Annotated in this window: 19 protein-coding genes; 10 read left to right on the plus strand and 9 right to left on the minus strand. The window is 39.4% G+C overall.

The genetic code is table 11. The features are described 5' to 3' along the window. Positions 1 to 5: 5 nt before the first annotated feature. Entirely contained in the window at positions 6 to 1,085 is a 1,080-nt protein-coding gene (locus ABYD77_RS06925) for a porin (protein ID WP_372768325.1), read from the minus strand. A 159-nt stretch (positions 1,086 to 1,244) separates the two neighbouring features. On the opposite strand from ABYD77_RS06925, the gene ABYD77_RS06930 reads away from it, so the two are divergent. Then, on the plus strand, positions 1,245 to 2,858 hold the full coding sequence (locus ABYD77_RS06930) for a methyl-accepting chemotaxis protein (RefSeq protein WP_372768361.1): 1,614 nt from the start codon (positions 1,245 to 1,247) through the stop codon (positions 2,856 to 2,858). A gap of 89 nt (positions 2,859 to 2,947) precedes the next feature. On the opposite strand, the gene ABYD77_RS06935 is transcribed toward ABYD77_RS06930, so the two are convergent. Beyond that, a complete protein-coding gene (locus tag ABYD77_RS06935; RefSeq protein WP_372768327.1) occupies positions 2,948 to 3,490 on the minus strand; it encodes a GNAT family N-acetyltransferase in 543 nt (180 codons plus the stop codon). 202 nt (positions 3,491 to 3,692) lie between these two features. On the opposite strand from ABYD77_RS06935, the gene ABYD77_RS06940 reads away from it, so the two are divergent. After that, complete coding sequence (locus tag ABYD77_RS06940; RefSeq protein WP_372768329.1) at positions 3,693 to 4,493, plus strand: hypothetical protein; 801 nt, start codon at positions 3,693 to 3,695, stop codon at positions 4,491 to 4,493. Between the two features lie 68 nt (positions 4,494 to 4,561). On the opposite strand, the gene ABYD77_RS06945 is transcribed toward ABYD77_RS06940, so the two are convergent. Then, on the minus strand, positions 4,562 to 5,014 hold the full coding sequence (locus ABYD77_RS06945; protein ID WP_372768331.1) for a hypothetical protein: 453 nt from the start codon (positions 5,012 to 5,014) through the stop codon (positions 4,562 to 4,564). 369 nt (positions 5,015 to 5,383) lie between these two features. Here ABYD77_RS06945 and ABYD77_RS06950 point away from each other — a divergent pair, with 369 nt between their 5' ends. The 3 genes from ABYD77_RS06950 to ltaE all read left to right on the plus strand — a co-directional run bounded on the left by ABYD77_RS06950 (position 5,384) and on the right by ltaE (position 7,105). Next, positions 5,384 to 5,551, plus strand: coding sequence for a hypothetical protein (locus ABYD77_RS06950; RefSeq protein WP_372768333.1), 168 nt, complete (start codon positions 5,384 to 5,386; stop codon positions 5,549 to 5,551). 12 nt (positions 5,552 to 5,563) lie between these two features. Beyond that, complete coding sequence (locus ABYD77_RS06955; RefSeq protein ID WP_372768335.1) at positions 5,564 to 5,746, plus strand: hypothetical protein; 183 nt, start codon at positions 5,564 to 5,566, stop codon at positions 5,744 to 5,746. A gap of 357 nt (positions 5,747 to 6,103) precedes the next feature. Continuing rightward, on the plus strand, positions 6,104 to 7,105 hold the full coding sequence (ltaE, locus tag ABYD77_RS06960) for a low-specificity L-threonine aldolase (RefSeq protein WP_372768337.1): 1,002 nt from the start codon (positions 6,104 to 6,106) through the stop codon (positions 7,103 to 7,105). Between the two features lie 145 nt (positions 7,106 to 7,250). Here ltaE and ABYD77_RS06965 read toward each other — a convergent pair whose 3' ends face one another. Further along, positions 7,251 to 8,453, minus strand: coding sequence for a helix-turn-helix domain-containing protein (locus ABYD77_RS06965; RefSeq protein WP_372768339.1), 1,203 nt, complete (start codon positions 8,451 to 8,453; stop codon positions 7,251 to 7,253). 148 nt (positions 8,454 to 8,601) lie between these two features. Here ABYD77_RS06965 and ABYD77_RS06970 point away from each other — a divergent pair, with 148 nt between their 5' ends. Continuing rightward, positions 8,602 to 9,270 carry a DUF2306 domain-containing protein gene (locus ABYD77_RS06970; RefSeq protein ID WP_372768341.1) on the plus strand — a complete coding sequence of 223 codons (669 nt, stop codon included), beginning with the start codon at positions 8,602 to 8,604 and terminating at the stop codon, positions 9,268 to 9,270. 156 nt (positions 9,271 to 9,426) lie between these two features. Here the strand turns inward: ABYD77_RS06970 and mtnK are convergent, their stop codons facing one another. After that, complete coding sequence (mtnK, locus tag ABYD77_RS06975; protein WP_372768343.1) at positions 9,427 to 10,629, minus strand: S-methyl-5-thioribose kinase; 1,203 nt, start codon at positions 10,627 to 10,629, stop codon at positions 9,427 to 9,429. Positions 10,630 to 10,750: 121 nt separating this feature from the next. On the opposite strand from mtnK, the gene mtnA reads away from it, so the two are divergent. Then, positions 10,751 to 11,773, plus strand: a complete 1,023-nt coding sequence (gene mtnA, locus ABYD77_RS06980; protein ID WP_372768345.1) for an S-methyl-5-thioribose-1-phosphate isomerase — start codon at positions 10,751 to 10,753, stop codon at positions 11,771 to 11,773. Positions 11,774 to 12,096: 323 nt separating this feature from the next. Here mtnA and ABYD77_RS06985 read toward each other — a convergent pair whose 3' ends face one another. The 3 genes from ABYD77_RS06985 to ABYD77_RS06995 are packed head-to-tail and all read right to left on the minus strand — an operon-like array spanning position 12,097 to position 13,933. Beyond that, positions 12,097 to 12,639, minus strand: coding sequence for an acireductone dioxygenase (locus tag ABYD77_RS06985; RefSeq protein WP_372768347.1), 543 nt, complete (start codon positions 12,637 to 12,639; stop codon positions 12,097 to 12,099). Then, positions 12,636 to 13,322, minus strand: coding sequence for an acireductone synthase (mtnC, locus tag ABYD77_RS06990; protein WP_372768349.1), 687 nt, complete (start codon positions 13,320 to 13,322; stop codon positions 12,636 to 12,638). Before mtnC ends, ABYD77_RS06985 begins: the two co-directional genes overlap by 4 nt. Next, complete coding sequence (locus ABYD77_RS06995; protein WP_372768351.1) at positions 13,319 to 13,933, minus strand: methylthioribulose 1-phosphate dehydratase; 615 nt, start codon at positions 13,931 to 13,933, stop codon at positions 13,319 to 13,321. The genes mtnC and ABYD77_RS06995 overlap by 4 nt, the downstream gene beginning before the upstream one ends. 154 nt (positions 13,934 to 14,087) lie before the next feature. Here ABYD77_RS06995 and ABYD77_RS07000 point away from each other — a divergent pair, with 154 nt between their 5' ends. The 3 genes from ABYD77_RS07000 to ABYD77_RS07010 all read left to right on the plus strand — a co-directional run bounded on the left by ABYD77_RS07000 (position 14,088) and on the right by ABYD77_RS07010 (position 16,598). Then, entirely contained in the window at positions 14,088 to 15,182 is a 1,095-nt protein-coding gene (locus ABYD77_RS07000; RefSeq protein WP_372768363.1) for a methionine aminotransferase, read from the plus strand. Next, positions 15,170 to 15,961: an amidohydrolase gene (locus ABYD77_RS07005; RefSeq protein ID WP_372768353.1), complete on the plus strand. Its 792-nt coding sequence runs from the start codon at positions 15,170 to 15,172 to the stop codon at positions 15,959 to 15,961. Before ABYD77_RS07000 ends, ABYD77_RS07005 begins: the two co-directional genes overlap by 13 nt. 106 nt (positions 15,962 to 16,067) lie before the next feature. Further along, positions 16,068 to 16,598, plus strand: a complete 531-nt coding sequence (locus ABYD77_RS07010; RefSeq protein ID WP_372768355.1) for a CIA30 family protein — start codon at positions 16,068 to 16,070, stop codon at positions 16,596 to 16,598. 215 nt (positions 16,599 to 16,813) lie between these two features. Here the strand turns inward: ABYD77_RS07010 and ABYD77_RS07015 are convergent. Beyond that, a partial coding sequence (locus ABYD77_RS07015; protein ID WP_372768357.1) for a peroxidase family protein occupies positions 16,814 to 18,001 on the minus strand: 1,188 nt, incomplete at its 5' end.

The following is an 18,001-nucleotide window of genomic DNA, read 5'->3' on the forward strand; positions in this document are numbered from 1 at the left end:
CTCAATTAAAATACCATATCAACGCCGATAGTAATGGCTTTACTATCACCAGCCACAGCCAGTTCAAATGAATTATCTTCTACGTCATCATACTGAATTTTAAACGCTGCATTTGAGTGAAAATCCCAACGAATACCAAATGAGGTAGTGTTATGATTTTCGCCATCATCGCCGTCTTTTTGATCAAAGGTTGAATAAGAAATAAATGGTGTGAATGAATCGATGCGGTAGCCTAACGTGATCATTGCGGTATCTAGGTTACCATCAAGGTCTAAACGGTTAAGCTCACTAAGCACAAAAAAATCGCCAAAGTCTGCGTTAACAGCTAAGCCATAGAAGTTTCCATCACGCTCATCTTTTCCATCCCACATGGATGGCTCGCCGCCGATGTACCGTTGGTTGGTGTAGGTCATTGCCGTTGCACGAATTTCAAGCCAATCATTACTGGTTTGAATAACACCACCTAAAATATCTTTCCATATTTCGCGAGTCGTTGCGCCAAAGAAAAAATCTGATAACAGTTTATTTTCTTTATCGTCTTCACGACCCATGTAAATATTACCCGATAGTGACCAATCACCAATAGAGCCAGTATAAAGTGCGTTGATCCCGTTATAGTTGAATATTTGCCAAGTATAGTTATCAGCTGGAGCACGCATCCATACGTAGGCATAACCCACGTCATAGAAATCAGAGTAATAAAACAGAGGCAAGCGTTTTTTACCCGCTTGTACTGTCCAGTTCTCGTTAATTTCATAGGATAAATATGCCCATTCAAACTCAGCATTAAAGTCATCTGCGCCACGAGCAACAATTTGAGCGGTTGCACTCAAACCTTCACCGACATCGGCGGTAACTTGTAAACCAAAAAGTGACTCTGGTTTGAATGTAATGTCTTCGTTGTACACACTAACTATAGGATAGTCAGCCAGAAAAGTAGGTTCATTAATACCGTAGTGAGGAACACCTGTGCCACTGAGTACTTTGCCTGCATTTATGCTAGTAAAACCAGATATATTAACATCTGAAAAGCTTGGAAAAGCTGCAAAACACAATGCACAACCTAATAAAACTTTATTGTTCATAATTGTTTCCTAAATTGCTTAATTTGCGTTATTAGCGAAGTAAGTATAGTTAAATAAATAGAATTACTAGCAAAAATTGAAAAATAGACAACAATTTATATAGTTGATGTTTACGAAAACATAATCAGCAAAGTTAATCTACTAGGAATAACAGGTGTGATGAAACTAATAAGTAATTTAAGCATAAACAAAAAGATACATTTAATCACAGGGTTAACAGTATTATTGCTGCTAGCGATTTTAGCAGTTAGCCGAAGTACAATGGTAGATAATGAAAAATCAATTAACGAAATATCATCCGTTAGTTATGAAGTAGTTAAGTATGCCACTGCCAATAAATATCTAGTTCAGAAGTTAGATGAACTTTATACCCAATCGGTCACGTTTGGCGATGAAGAGCTGATAGGTAAGGCAGATGAAACAGGAGAATTAATCAAGAAAAATTTAGATCAACTTTCTCAACTCTCCCCTGAAGATGCAAGTAGCAGAGATATAAAACTATTGCAGGACTACAGTAAAATAGCAAAAGAAATTGCATCAGGTATGATTTCCGGGACTGCAGATTTTTCAAAAATTCAACAACAGGCACAAGATAAAACAGCAAAATATGAAGAGCTAGTAAGTCATTTTGAGTCTTTTCAGAGAAAGTCTGATGAACGCTTTCAAGCCCTGATAAGTGATACTCTCGAACGCTCAAGTGATGCCATTGGAGTGACCATTGGTATTATTGCTATTGCTATTGTCGTATCGACATTGTTAGCGGTTTTTATTGCGCAGGCAATCAGTCAATCAGCAAAAGATGTCGCCTCTTCACTTGAACAGTTGGCTAATGGTGGAGGTAGTTTAAGTAGTACTTTAGAAGTAAGAAGCGATGATGAAATAGGTCAAGTTTCGCAAAACTTTAATGGGTTTATTTCTCTACTAAAAGAGTCGGTTGAAAATGTGGTATCAGTTGTTAGTCCATTAATGGAAAATTCAACGCGTTTAGTACAAGGTATGGAACGGGCTGAAAATGCAACCAACCAACAGTCGCATGATGCTGAAATTGTCCGTCAATCAATGGAAGAGATGAAATTGAGTGTTGGTGATATTTCTAACTCAGCAGCGAGTGCTGCGGAAGCGGCTAGAAGCGCTGAAAAAGAAGTTGAAGTTAGCGCGAAGCAAATAGAGTCATCGGTGATGCAATCAAATTCTCTGAGAGATGAAATTGAAGCCGCATCAGGTACGATTGATCAGCTAGCAAACAATACACAAAATGTTGGCCAAATTTTAAATGTGATTACCTCTATTGCCGAGCAAACCAACTTGCTTGCACTCAATGCGGCTATAGAAGCGGCTCGTGCAGGTGAGCAAGGACGAGGCTTTGCCGTTGTAGCTGACGAAGTTCGGGAGCTTGCGTCGAGAACTGCGAAGTCGACCAATGAAATCAGAGATTTACTAAATGTGCTTACTGCAGCTGCGAATGAGTCCGTATCAGCAATGAATTCTGCGATGGAAAAAGCAAAGTTAAATTCTGATAATGCTGAAAAAACAGGAGAATCTATTCGCAAAATTGCAGAGCAAATACTGGCAATAAACGGTATGAATGCCCAAATTGCAACTGCTACTGAAGAGCAAACCTCTGTGGCTTCGATTGTGGTTGATAATGTTTCAAATATGCATTCATCATTTGAATCAACCTTAAACTCGCTTGAGCAAGTAAGAAATGTAGCCACTAACTTACATGACTTATCAGACAAATTGTTAGATGCGACATCACGCTTTAACTTATAAAGTTTTCACTATTTAATTTAAGTAAGCGTAAATGGGGGTTTGCGCTTACTATATTTGGAATTCATATTATAAAATCTTAATCCTCAACGTTACCTAGTTAATGCAAAGTACTCATGTCTCAGCAGGGAGAATTTTAAGTCATGACACCACTGCCCATTTATTTGATAGTTGTCACGCAATCTCCCTTCTAATTGGAAACCAAGGGAGGTTAACAAATTTCTGGATGCCTCATTTCCTTCGGTGACTGTTGCCGTGACTTTGTGGTAACTGCAATTATTAAATGCAAAGTCGATAATTTTAAAAGTTGATTCTTTACCATAGCCTAATCCTTGAAACTTTGAGTCAATCAAAAATCCCAGTTCTGCTTGCTGAAATGGTTGCCACTGAGATAAAAAACCGGTGACGCCTATAAGCTCAAAATTTGATTTTTCAATCATAGTCAGCGTGAGCCATGAATTATGCTCTTTTTGCCAATCGCCAATGCGTTCATAAAAACGTTCTTGTATTTTCTCGATTGATGGTAAGTCTGATACAAAACGCATGACATCAGGTAGTTGATGTAAGTAGGCAAAAAAATCAAAATCTGAGTGCAATAAAGGTCTCAAAATTAATCGAGAGGTTTCAAATACCATTTTATGTTTACTCTTCTAGAAGAACTGTTAAGTTTAATCTGTCGATAAAATAAAAACTTGTTAGGTTATAAATTCCATTTGATTGCATATACTTAAGAAATCATATGAGTAATAAAAAATTATTTTCTCTCATTATGAAATACACTGTTTGATACGAACAGTCTACACTATAGATGTTATACTAACGTATTAAAGGCACGCTATGCGATTTACTTTATTCATTTGTATGCAGGTAATGTTTTTAGCGTTTTCGTTGATGGCATATGGCAATAATAAATTACCAACAACATTAACATATTGTTATGAGAATAAGCCTGTTTTGCCACATTTTTATGGCACTGGACCAAATGTGCCATCTGAAAAACCTGGCCCAGCCATCGAAATTATGCAGCAGCTAGCTGACCTCACTGAAGAGGTGGAAATTAATTTTGTACGTTTTCCTTGGAGGCGTTGTCTTAATGACTTAGCGCTTGGTCGAGTAGATGCTGTCGTGGGCAGATATCATCCTTTAAGAGACAAAATTGCGCAGTACCCTAAGACTGAAGATGGCAATTTAGACAATGAGCGAAGTTTTTCAATATCCAATACATGTTTAGTGTATCGAGAAGGTGAAGTCTTTTGGGATGGTGCTAACTTATCGTTTGATAAACCCAAAAGTGTAACTGTGCCTAATGGCTATGGCATTATTAGTGAGTTACTGTCAAAAGGGTTTGAAATCTACGAAGTACCTTCGATGGCTAAAGGTCATGAATTGCTTTTTAAAGGGCGCGTTAATGTATCTCTCAGTCACTGTCATATGGCAAGTGTGCCAGATGGGTTTGTTGAAAATACTATTCCGATTAGCGAAAGTATTGGTTATCTAATGTTTAGTCATCAGTTCTATGAAAAGCAACTCCAGTTGGCTCATACTTTATGGGATAACTTATCAAAAATTAATACAGAGCAGTATTACAAGAAATATTCCAAGATGGTAAATTCACTTAATGACGCTAATGACCCATAAATGAAGCTTGATAAGTAAAAAAAACGGGTTTCCCCGCTTCTACTTTCCTAAGATAAACTTTTTAGTAATTAGCGTTTCCTTAGCCTTACTTTTTGCACTACAGTGCCTTTTTCATCTATTACAAAGAGATGATCAGTCTTTGGTAATTTCACTACATCTGCTATTAAATTTCGCTTTTTCTTAATTAAGGTGACACGATCACTATTTAGCAAGCTCGCTTGATATTCGCATTCGGCGTAATCTTTTTGGCGAGAGCCTACTTTTACTTGCCCTAAACACATTACAACAACAGGTGCTGGTGAATTATCAGTGCGACGTAGAATATCTCTTAATAAAAACTCATTGCCAGAGTCCCACACCAGTAAATAAAAAGGTTGGTCTTTAAACTGTTCGTAATTTATTTTCTTTCGTTTGAATGTTTCGCCAAATTCAGCAGGAATATTAACGCCCACATCAAGCTTCTTCGCGAGCGCAGTGTTTGAAAAAATCAGTAAACAAAGTAACGATACAAAATATTTCATAAAAACGGCCTTGTAGTGAATGAAAGACTATTTTTACAAACAAATATGAGCGAAATATGTGATGTTTATTTTATTGTGTGTTTAATTGTTACATTTTGTTTTCACTGATAAAAATATTTTTGCCACGTTTTCAAACATTTTCGACTAACTATAAAATAATTTTTATTCAACAGGATTCATTATGGATATGAAAAAATTGCGACATTAATTATTAGTGCAAGCGTATTAGCCGCTTGCGCAATTGCAAATGCAAGTTCAGATGAAACGAGCCTTGCAAAAAATGAACAATTAAAAATCTACGTTTTTGATGGCTGTAAGGCAATTGATGAAATCGCCATGACTCAGACGCAAATCTAGGCCTATAACGCAATGAAAGCGAATGAGGTGACATTTAAAGAGATTGAAAAGCTATTAAAAGAAATGGATAAAGCGCTTGCAAAACATGAAGCTGCGCTGGATAACTTGTCAGGTGAGATGGTGATAGAAGATAATGATGAAGTGATTGTTAATAAAAAGCTGATAAAGCAGCATGAGTAAATCGCAGAAGATATGCAAGCAGTGGTTTGTAGCAATCAAAAAGATATCGAAGCGGTTGAACTGCATGCGCGACAATTCGAAAAAACAGCTCGCAAGTTTGAAAAAGCAATTAAGCCGTCAATTAATAAATACGGTGAGCACAATATTCAAGTTAGCATAGGTAAAAAGAATATTGATTGGCAATGTGAAGCTTAACCCTTTTGCAAGCTATTAAATGCACCTAACGGGGCTTTTTGACTGATTATAAAAAACTTATTTATAGTTGAGAGATGAAACATTGCAATGTCGTTTGTCTTTCTGCTTAAAATCAAAAGCGAGCTATTCTATCAATTTATACTTTTGTATTCCAAGCAAACCGATTATGACCTTTTAAGTTTGCTAGCCTCGTAAGCTGGCCTGCCAATGTATTTGTCAATGGGGTTTACAGAGCAAGGCACCTGCTATTACTTAAAACAAAGTAACTAGGTGTATTTATCTCAATCCAATTGTATTTAGCTTTTCGCCAAGCTAGAGTAAAAATGCTCATATTTAAAACTACAAAAACGATAAACTATGATTGATTTACGAAGTGATACGGTAACGAAACCCTGCGCGCAAATGCGTCAAGTTATGGCTGCTGCAGAAGTTGGTGACGATGTGTTTGGTGACGACCCTACGGTAAATGCGTTGCAGCAAAAAGCTGCAGAATTAACCGGCCATGATGCTGCATTATTTGCCCCAAGTGGTACGCAAAGTAATTTATTAGCCTTACTCGCGCATTGCCAACGTGGTGATGAGTACATAGTTGGTCAAGATGCTCATACCTATAAATATGAAGGCGGTGGTGCGGCAGTATTAGGCAGTATTCAGCCACAGCCAATAGAGTTCGAAAAAGACGGCAGCTTGTCACTTGAACTGGTTAAACGAAAAATTAAGCCAAACGATCACCACTATGCTCGCACGCGTCTTTTGTCTATTGAAAATACAGTATCGGGTAAGCCACTGCCAATGGCTTATTTATCTGATGCTCGCAAGTTTTGCGATGAACATGGTTTAGGTCTTCATTTAGATGGTGCGCGGGTATTTAATGCAGCTGCGTATCATCAAGTTGCGGTTAAAGATATCACCTCAAAAATGGATTCAGTGTCTATTTGCCTGTCAAAAGGCCTTGGCACACCACTTGGCAGTGTATTGTGTGGCTCGAAGGAATTTATTCATGAGGCACATAAATGGCGTAAGATGCTTGGTGGCGGTATGCGCCAAGCAGGTATTGTTGCGGCTGCGGGGCTATATGCTTTAGAAAACAACATTTCACGCTTAGTAGAAGATCATGAAAATGCCGCTTGGTTGGCAAATGAATTAGCAAGCATTGACGGTTTGAAGGTAATTAATCAATTTACCAATATGGTATTTGTAGAATATTTAGGTGAACTACCGGCTGCTGACTTTGCTAATAAATTATTCGAACAAGGCATTAATATTTGTGCTGGCGAGCAGATTCGTTTGGTATTGCATAAAGATATTTCTCGACAAGATTGTCAGACGGTAGTGGATACCATTAAACGCATCTTATAGTTGTTAAATCTAGTTGTTTAAAATCGGTTGTGGTAAGTATTGTTTCAATTTAAAGTCACAACCGACTCTCACTTTAGAAATAACTTAAATCTACAAGCTTTGATAGCTAACTTCTCATAGTTTTTTTAAAACTAAAGCTGCTTTTTTAGGTATTTTCAACATTTGATTGCTTGCGATAGTTGATGGGAGTAACGCCTGTGTGTTTTTTAAAGGCGCTATAAAACGCTGACTTAGAATTAAAACCCGCATCCATCGCAATATCGAGTACCGTTTTATTGCTGTTTGTGAGTTCATTCTTAGCATGTGTTACACGGTAGCCATTTACATAATCAAAAAAGTTGACTTTTAAACGCTCGTTCAATGTTTGAGAAATATAGTTGGATGAAGTATTGATACTTTCTGCAAGTACTGGCAATGACAAGGCGGCGTTTAAATAGATCTGCTCTTGTTGCATTGCGTTTTCCAATTTTCTTGCAATGTGTTTTAAATTGTCTTCAGTTAATGCCGAGGTTTTATATTTATTCTGCTTCGCTGACAACACACTAGGTTCATCATCTTTACTAATGTCATCAAATACTTCTTCAAATCCTGGCTTTTGGCGATGCGCCCAAGTCGCTAAAAAGGATACTGCAATCAGTAATAATAAACTTGAAAAGGGCGTATACATTTCACTTGGGAACAGCAAATTATTGAGTGTTAAATTGATGGCAAATAACCCCCAAGGAATGCCTACTAAAAGTGCAAGTGCTGTAAGCCAACCCATCTCTTTTTGTTCTGTTGTAGCAAAAATGTCTTTTAAATGCGCGCGGTAGCGGTTTAAGCGAACAATGGTTTTAACCACATAAAATGCCGATTGTATAACCCAACCAATCACCAATAAAAAGGTGATAATCAACCCCGTATACACACTATATCGTAAGAAGGGGGATGCGCTTTCAAGTACCACATCATCACCGTCGACCAAAAGCCCGTGTTGAATCTCGCTAGGTAAAACTAATGTAAAAAGTGAAATAAATAGTCCGATTACAGGCAAAGCAAAATGCCATTTGTCATGTTTGGTTAACGTCCATTTCGATTCTGCTGTGAGGCTTTTGATGTAAAACCAAAAGCTTGGGGCGATCATTAATAATGCAGGTAACGATACGATAAGTTGAGTTTGGCGCCACTCGGGCGCGAGCAATTTTAAGCTGGGTTGGCATATCACAATTGCAATGGCAATAAAGCAGAAAGAAAGGGAAGTATAGCCGAAATTTTGGCCTTTTTTAGTAATAAGTAAACTTGCGTTAAAGCCTAATAAGGTTAGAGTTGCAATGTTAATCGCAAATAAGTACATCTCAGATGGTTGCAAATCAAATCCTTTTATTTCTTTATAAACAATATCTTATTTGTTTTTGTTGTTTCTTTCTGGTTCTTCTCAACAGATTAGAACGATATTGCTTTAGGTATTTTACATAATCGTTTCTAACTTAACTAGCGTATGGCGTAAGGATTAAAAAATGACATACCAAAATGCAATAATTACAGAACCAAATGAATTTAAAACACCGTTTAATTGGGCTGGCGTTAGCTTTTTACTCTTTATTGTAGGTATTCCTGCAATACCAGCAGTATTTATTGTTGCTTTAGTAGTAATGGGCAGTGGTATTGAGTCGCCACTCAGTGAAATGATTAACGCGCGCTATTTTGAAATGCCACTTGTGATTATTTGCCATGGCGTATCAGGTATTGTGTTTTTTTTTACAATGCCATTTCAGTTTTCACCAAAGTTAAGACAAACAAAACCGCGCTATCATAAAATTAATGGTTACTTTGCTTTTACTTCTGCATGTGTGATGGCGGCGTCTGGCGTGTGGATGCATCATGTATTTTCGCCTAATGAATTTGGCGCGCGCTATATCAGTCTGGTAATAGTTGCGATAGCGATTTTCTTAACGTTTGTTATAGCTGTTAAGTATGCAATTAAAAAGGATTTTAAACAGCACCAGCGTTGGGTGTATTTTGCAGCAGCTGCCAGTTTAGCGGTAGTTAGCCCACTATTTTTAGAAATTATTGCGATGTTAATGGGCAATATGGGAGCTGAGCTTATGCATGGTTATGGGCGTTTAATCGGCTTGTTTTTGAATTTGTTAATTGCACATTGGTTATTTAAAAAGAACCATAGCTAGCGATGAATTTGTGTACCTTGAGCTATTCAATTTAAGCGAAATGAAGACGTTTAGAGGTGAGCTCTAAAGTGGGAAGATACATAAACTAAAGCACTTTAGAAAAAAGCCAGTAACAAGGTTACTGGCTTTTTAGGCTGAAATTTATAGAGCTTATTTTTACTGAACGAGGCTAATGATCAGATTAAATGCAGATTCTTTATCGTTAGCCGTCTCGGCATGTAAAATAAGTTGCTCACCCAGTATTAATGTTTGCTGTTGTACTTGCAGTCGTGCAGCATCATCTTCAATACCATCAATATCTGACACATGGGCAAGGCCAATGGTGCGGCGCACAAGTTCAGTGCCGGCATAACCAAGCGCATCTTTAATGATTTGGTTGACAAAATATTCTGCATAGCCTGGTGCCTGAAGCGATAAATCACGGGAATGCTGTTTAGCAAGTGAAAGCCACGTTTCTGCAAACTCGTTGATCACTTGTTGAATCGTCGTCAGCAAGTAGGTTTGCATTTGGCGGCGTTTTGGAATTTCACTAATACGGGCATTTTGCGCACAATAATTAAGTAAAAAGTTACCAATAAACGAGCCTAAATCAAAACCAATTGGGCCAAAAAAACCAAACTCAGGGTCGATCACCTTAGTTGATTGTGCATCAACAAAAATGCTACCTGAATGCACATCGCCGTGTAATAAGCTTTGTGGCGACGATAAAAATAGTTGCTTTAATTTAGCCACTTTAACGTGAAGTTCGGTGTTTTTCTGAAGTTTCTCTATCTCACTTTCAAGTGTCGCTGGGTAGTTATTGCGCTCAGACGCTCGATATGGATCATCAAAGAATAAGTCTTCAGTAATGGCGCACAGCTCAGGGTTTGTGAACTCACAGACCAAGGCTTTCTTTTCTGCAGGTGTTAAGTAAAAGTCTGAGTAATAGAAGCTGGTGGTTGCAAGGTAGTTTGCAAGTTGGCTGCCTAAATTAGTAAAGGTTGTTGCCTGGTTTAGTTCACCACGCAAAATCGCCATGTGGCCTAAATCTTCCAAAATGGTTAGGGCAAATTCGGTGTTTTTGTGCAGTACTTTTGCTGTGTATGGTTCGCACACTGCACCATGTTTTTCAAGTACAGACGCTTCAATACGGGCTCTATCAAGGGTTAACGGCCAAGACTCACCAACACAACGGGCATAGGGTAATGCCTGCTTTAAAATAATGCTGTTACCGTTTTCATCAGCAATTCGAAAGACTAAATTGAGATTGCCATCACCAAACTCATTACAGGTTAATTGTGCATTTGGGGCAAAAAATTCGTTTAACTGTGCAACATAGTTAAGTGCACGCTCATTATCAAAAGCAATATAGTCAGCCATGGTGTTCGCTATTTAAAAATACAGATAATTACGGAATTCTATACTGATGAAAGTTTAGATGTCTATACTTCTTTGTGTCTTGGTGTAAAATGAGCGAGTTAATAGTTTGGAGTTTCACAACATGCAAAATTTGCTCGCGCGCAGTCTTAAATATCAAGGCGGACAGTTATTTGTTTTAGATCAGTACCTTTTACCACATCAGCAGCATTGGCATGTGTGTAACAGTGTGCCTGAAATGCAAGAATTAATTTTGACGTTAAAAGTGCGTGGGGCGCCGCTAATTGGTCTAGCTGCAACCCTGTTAGTTGCCCATTTAGCTGAGCATGGTGTATCTCATGGCAAACTTGCAGAGGCAATAAATGATTTAGAGGCAACACGCCCAACTGCGGTTAATTTGATGCATTGTATGAAACGTATGCGCCAAGCATTAGCACAAGACAATTTTGTCGATGCATTGGTAGCTACTGCTGAGCAGTTATTTAATGAAGATGTTGCACTGTGTGGATCCATGGCAAGCCTAGGTGCTGCGCTGGTAAAACCGGGCGATAATATTTTAACTCACTGTAATACGGGTGCATTAGCAACAGCTGGGGTGGGTACTGCACTGGGTGTTATACACCACGCCCATCAAAAATACGGTGATATTCATGTTTGGGTGGATGAAACACGCCCATTACTGCAAGGCGGTCGCTTAACGGCATTCGAGCTTGAAAGTTGGCAAATTCCATACACCCTAATTTGTGACAATATGGCCGCAAGTTTGATGGCTGCGGGTAAAGTAGATAAGATTTTTGTTGGTGCAGATCGCATTGCGGAAAATGGTGATTTTGCCAATAAAGTCGGCACCTATAATTTAGCCGTGCTGGCACATTTTCATAATGTTGAATTTTATGTGGTTGCGCCAGTCACAACCCTAGATATTGATTGTGAAAGTGGTCAACATATCCCTATTGAAGAGCGTGCTGATGCTGAAGTAAAAGGTGTCAGTGGCAGCTTTGGTGAGTGCCAATGGGCACCAAACAATGCCAAGGTGTTTAACCCTGCCTTTGATGTTACGCCAGCACACCTGGTAACAGGTTGGGTACTTGATACGGGCGTTTACAATTTACAGCAAGTAAAAGACGGCGCGTTAAAAGAGCTTTAACCAACAAGCCCTATTAAATATAAGAAGAGCACCATTCGGTGCTCTTTTCTTATTTACCTAGAGCGTGTTGACCTTTGATGTCTATTTCTGCAGCAGTTTGTTTGGCATTTAGACAAGGCAGAGTGATTGTAGTGTAGTTACTCTACATAAATGAACGATAACGCAGTATAAACGCCAAACAGGCGCTGCCTAACAGGTTCAACCCAAAGCGTTTTGTTCTTTGTTGTTGCTTCTTGACTTAGCTTGCTAGGCCTACAAAGCAACGCCGCGATCAAAACGCTTTGGATTTGAACAGAAATTTAGACCATAAAGATCAACACGCTCTAATCTAAGATTGGAAATTCATTGGCAATGTTGCTTTCGGTGCTTTGTGCCACCCAACCCGCTTCGTTATTAAAAAAACGAATTGCGGTAAACTCAGGATCGCTGCCCATATCAAACCAATGCTTAGTGTTAGCTGGCACTGAAATTAAATCACCTTGTTGGCAAAGCACTTGATACACTTTGTCGTCTAAATGCAGGCAGAATAAACCTTGGCCTTTTACAAAAAAGCGTACTTCGTCTTCGCTATGCGTATGCTCAAATAAAAACTTCTGTCTTAATTCAGCTGCCGCTGGATTGCCTTTAGCGAGTGAAATTACATCCACCGTTTGGTAGCCGCCGTCGTGTTGCACACGTTTAATATCGGCGTCATAGGCGTTTAAAATATCATCCGAACTGTGGCTTGCGTCAATTTCAAATGCTGCTTGCCAGTTCTCAAATACCACACCTACTTGATTAAGTTGTTGCTGAATTTCAGTAAAGTTTTCGCTCTGTAGCAGCGCGTTGGCTGCATCGTCGTGACGGTAAATAGTTAGTTTGCTCATACAAATAATGCTTCATCAAATTGGTTAAAATCGTCAATTGCTGGATGTTGGTCGCTTTTTTCTTGGTTATCACGCCATAACTGCAAGGTGTGCATGCCCGCACTTTTAGCGGCATCAAGCTCTTCAACGATGTCGCTTAAAAACAACACCTCAGAGCCCTCAAAACCAATCTTTTCAAGAATATTGGTGTATGAACTTGCGTCTTTTTTACCGCCAACATGGGTATCAAAATAATTGTTGAACAGTGGGCGAATATCACCATAGTCAGAATGTTCAAATAACAAATGCTGTGCTTTTACCGAGCCAGACGAATAAACAAAAAGGCTCATGCCCGCGTCTTTTTGCTGGTTTAAAAAGTCATAGGCATCTGGGTAAATATGGCCTGTGAAATCACCTTGTAGATAACCCGTTTGCCATATTAGGCCTTGTAATTGTTTAAGTGGTGTAATTTTTTGATCCGTTGCAATCCAATGTTGCAGCGCATTTATGACCTCAGTAAGACTGGCGTCTGGCTTGGCAATTTCCGCTTTTACTGCATCAATTTGCGCTTTTACCATGGCATCGCTTTGGTTTTCTTCAACAAACGCAGCAATATGTTTTGCCGCATAGGGAAACAAAATATCTTTTACAAATGAAATGCGGGTAATTGTGCCTTCAATGTCGGTAATGATGGCTTTAATCATAATGATGACTCCAACTTAATGCGCTCAAGCTCGCATGCGAATAAAAACTCCAACCCTTCAATGTGGCGACGTGTTTCAGCCACACTGTTGCCCATAGCATATAAACCATGACCGCGAATAAGCACACCGTGAATCACTGGCTCTTGCGCGTGGCGTTTTGCAACAAGCTCTGCCAAGCGGTCAATATCTTGGTCATTATCAAAAATGGCAATAGTAAGTGTACTTTCATGACTGCTGATGCCGCGTAATGACTTTTGCATTTCATAGCCATGAATTGCCAAGGTATCACCTTTTATAAAACGCGATAACACAGTCGCGGCCACAGAGTGGGTATGTAATACACATTCAGTGGTTGGCTGAAGTTGGTACAATTTTAAATGAAGTGACGTTTCTGCAGATGGCTTTCCTTGACCTTTGCAAATTGCGCCTTGCTTATCGAGCTCTAAAAAGTGTTCAGGGGCAAGGTATCCTTTATCATGGCCACTTGCGGTGACAACAAATCCCGTGTCTGTTTTAATTGAAAAGTTACCACCAGTTGCCGGTACCCAGCCTTTATCGCTGACCCAACGACCCGCTTCAATCAATGCACTTTTTGCGGCATCATTATGCATAATAGGTTACTCGAAAATATAAATTAAAAACATTTAGACGGCTATACATCCGTTTTGGGCAATGATAGCATCGCTTTTGTCAAAGCACCATCAAGATTAGAGGTATCGTGTGCAAAGTAAATTACCAAATTTAGGCGTCAGTATTTTTTCGCAAATGACCGCACTTGCAAATAAATACCAAGCGCTTAATTTATCACAAGGTTTTCCAGAGTTCGATACGCCAGAAGCGCTTAAAAACAAACTTAACTTTTACAGTGCACAAGGGTTTAACCAATATTCGCCATCCAGTGGTGTACCCGCATTACAACAACAAATTGCTGATTTGGTATTGCGTAAATATGCTTTAACTATTTCACCAGAGGTATCGGTGACCGTTACATCAGGTGCAACAGAGGCGCTTTATGTCGCAATTCAAGCACTTGTAAGCCCAAATGATGAAGTGATTGTGTTCGACCCTGCGTATGATTCTTACCAACCAGCGATTGAACTTGCAGGTGGTAAAGCGGTTCATATCGCGTTAACAGCGCCAAATTACCAAATAGATTGGCAGCAGGTCGCCAACGCAATTACAAATAAAACCAAAGCGATTATTATTAATTCGCCACATAACCCAAGTACTAAAACGCTAAAACAAGCAGACATTAATGCATTAAAGCTACTGCTTGAACAGCATGATTTGTACCTCATCAGCGATGAAGTTTACGAGCATATTTGCTTTGATGGCGCCACACATTTAAGTGCGCTTGGCGATGACGCACTTTTTGCCCGCAGTTTTGTGGTTTCGAGTTTTGGTAAAACCTTTCACTGCACGGGGTGGAAAATGGGTTACTGTGTTGCCCCTGAAAAACTGATGGTAGAGTTTCGTAAAATTCACCAGTATGTGACGTTTTCTAGCTTTACCCCCGCGCAACTGGCATTAGCCGATATGCTTAAAGAGCAGCCAAACCATGTTGACGAATTAAGCACGTTTTATCAGCACAAGCGCGATGTGTTAACTAATGCATTAGCAAATAGCCGTTTTACACTGTTACCTAGTGAAGGTACCTATTTTTTACTGCTTGATTACTCCGCCATCTCAGATTTAGATGATGTGGCATTTTGCGAGTATTTAGTAAAAGAAGTTGGTGTTGCTGCTATACCTCTTAGCGTATTTTATGAAAATGCCCCTGGCGATCGCGTTATTCGTTTATGCTTTGCAAAGGAAGACGCTACCTTAATCGCTGCTGCGGAGAAGTTATGTCAGCTATAAATAACAGCTTGAAAGTCGCGTTAGTGCAAAGTGATATTGCATGGCTTGACGTTACTAAAAATTTAAACACCTTAAACGAACAACTGAGCAATCTAGATTCGGTTGATTTAATTTTACTGCCTGAAACTTTTGCTACAGGTTTTGCCATTAATTTAGACGTGGCAGAGCCAAAGCAAGGGCCAATTTTTGATTGGATGTTGGCACAAGCGAAACGCTTAAATGCGGTGGTGGCAGGTTCGGTGTTAGTGAGTCAACAAGGCAAAAAAGCGAATCGCTTTTACTGGTGTTGGCCAAATGGCACGGTAGAATTTTACGATAAACGCCATCTGTTTTGTTTAGGCAACGAAGGTGATTTTGTAAATGCAGGTGTTGAGCGAAAAATCATTACGATAAATGGTTTTAGGTTATTACCTCAGGTGTGCTACGACCTACGTTTTCCAGTATTTCAACGAAGTCGCAACGATTATGATGTGATGGTTAATGTGGCAAACTGGCCTGCTGCACGTCGTCGTATTTGGGATACTTTACTGCAAGCTAGAGCAATTGAAAATCAATGTTATGTGCTTGCTGCCAATCGTGTCGGCGATGATGGCAATGGAGTTGCACATAATGGCGGCACTGCTGCCTATGATTTTACGGGGGAAACGCTCATTGCCGCCGAGGATAACCAAGCACAAGTAATCACAGTTGAACTAACGAAATCGGCGTTAACTGAGTTTAAAGAAAAGTTTCCAGCCCATCTTGATGCGGACCAATTTACACTCTCTAATATAAAATAGGCAAAGGTTTGCTTGATTACTACTCGCTAGGTAATGTTTATTTTATTAAACCTAAAAGCTGTTTTACGCGTAATAACTTATTAGCCCAAAACAGCTTAGGTGTTTAATGAAATCGTCTCTTGTTACTGGTTTGTTTGTTATGGCAGCACACGCTCACGCTAATATAAATCTTACCCAACTTGAATGGATAGTGATAAACGACTCAGTAATGGGAGGCGTTTCAAATAGCCGTGTAATCGTTGGCGATAACAATTTAACCTTTAAAGGCAATGTATCACTTGCCAATAATGGCGGCTTTGCATCATTTCGAGCGCCTATTTCGTTTGAAAATACTAATACAGATTTGCTTAGCTTTAAGGTTGTGGGTGATGGCAAACAATACCAGCTGCGTGTGCGGGTAGATGGTTATTACGACGGCCCTGCGTTTGTTTATCACTTTAAAACTGAGGCAGGTAAAGAACATACCTTTAATTTATCTGAAAAAGACTTTGTTTTAATGTTTCGCGGCAGGCAATTTCAGTCGGACTATCAACTTCGCTTTGACGATGTGCGCTCGGTTGGTTTTATGATTAGTGCTAAACAGGCTGGCGATTTTAAACTTGAAGTAAAACACATAACACTAGCGCAAAAAATATAATTATTTGTGTGATTAATCTTTGGTTAAGGTTTCTGCTTTTACAATACACTCAACTTAAACAAACAGTTTCTCCCTTGGATTTGTTAAAAGTTAGTTTTCCCGAGTAGTTGTTTTATTTTTTTAAAACACATCTTTGCCCACAAACCTTCTTTGTGGGCTTTTTTTATCAAAATAAAAAGGCGCAAACTGCGCCTTTTAGACAGTAGCTTCACTTATTACTTAATATCAAACCGGTCTAGCTGCATCACTTTAGTCCATGCTTTAACAAAGTCGTTTACAAAACGCTCTTTTGAGTTATCAAAGGCATATACTTCAGCAACAGCGCGCAGTTCAGATGAAGAACCGAAGATTAAATCAACGGGTGTTGCTGTGTATTTTACTGCGCCAGTTTTACGATCTTTACCTTGGTACACATCGCCTGCTTTTTGCCACTGAGTGGACATATCAAGCAAGTTGACAAAAAAGTCATTGCTTAGAGCGTCTTTTTTATCTGTAAATACACCGTTGTTTGAGCCATCTGTATTGGTATTTAGCACGCGCATACCACCCACTAATACCGTCATTTCAGGCACCGTTAGAGCGAGCTGATCTGCTTTATCTACTAAAGCATCAGTTGGTGATTTGTAATAACCATTTTCATAGTAGTTTCTAAAACCATCTGCACTTGGTTTGAGTAACGAAAATGAATTTACATCAGTTTGTGCTTGGGTTGCATCACCACGTCCTGCAACAAATGGTACGCTTACTTTAACCCCTGCATTTTTAGCTGCTTTTTCAACTGCTGCCGCGCCGCCAAGAACTATCATATCTGCAAGTGAAATTTTGCTGCGACCCAAAGTACGGCCGTTAAATTCATCTTTAATTTCAGTTAGTTTGGCAATTACTTTGGCAGTTTGAGCTGGGTTATTTACTTGCCAATCTTTTTGCGGTGCAAGTGCGATACGTGCACCATTTGCACCACCGCGCATATCAGAATCACGGTAGCTTGATGCTGACGCCCATGCTGTTGCTACTAGCTCTGAAATTGAAAGACCTGAATCTAAAATTTGTGCTTTTAGCTTTTTAACGTCTTTGTCACTTACAAGATTGTAATCTGGCTTGTCGATAGGATCTTGCCAAATATGCGCTTGTTTTGGATATTCGTCACCTAGGTAATTATCAAGTGGTCCCATATCGCGGTGGGTTAATTTAAACCACGCTTTGGCAAATGCAAGGCGGTATTCTTCAGGATCAGCTAAGAAGCGCTCTGCAATTTTGCGGTATTCAGGGTCAAATTTTAACGCCAAATCTGCCGTATTCATCACAGGCGGGTTGAACTTACCTTTAACGTGCGCATCCGGTACTGATTTGTGTAATGACTCATCGGTAGGTACCCAAATAATCGCACCGGCAGGGCTACGTGA

Source organism: Pseudoalteromonas sp. (assembly GCF_041629635.1).
Classification (GTDB): Bacteria; Pseudomonadota; Gammaproteobacteria; order Enterobacterales; family Alteromonadaceae; genus Pseudoalteromonas.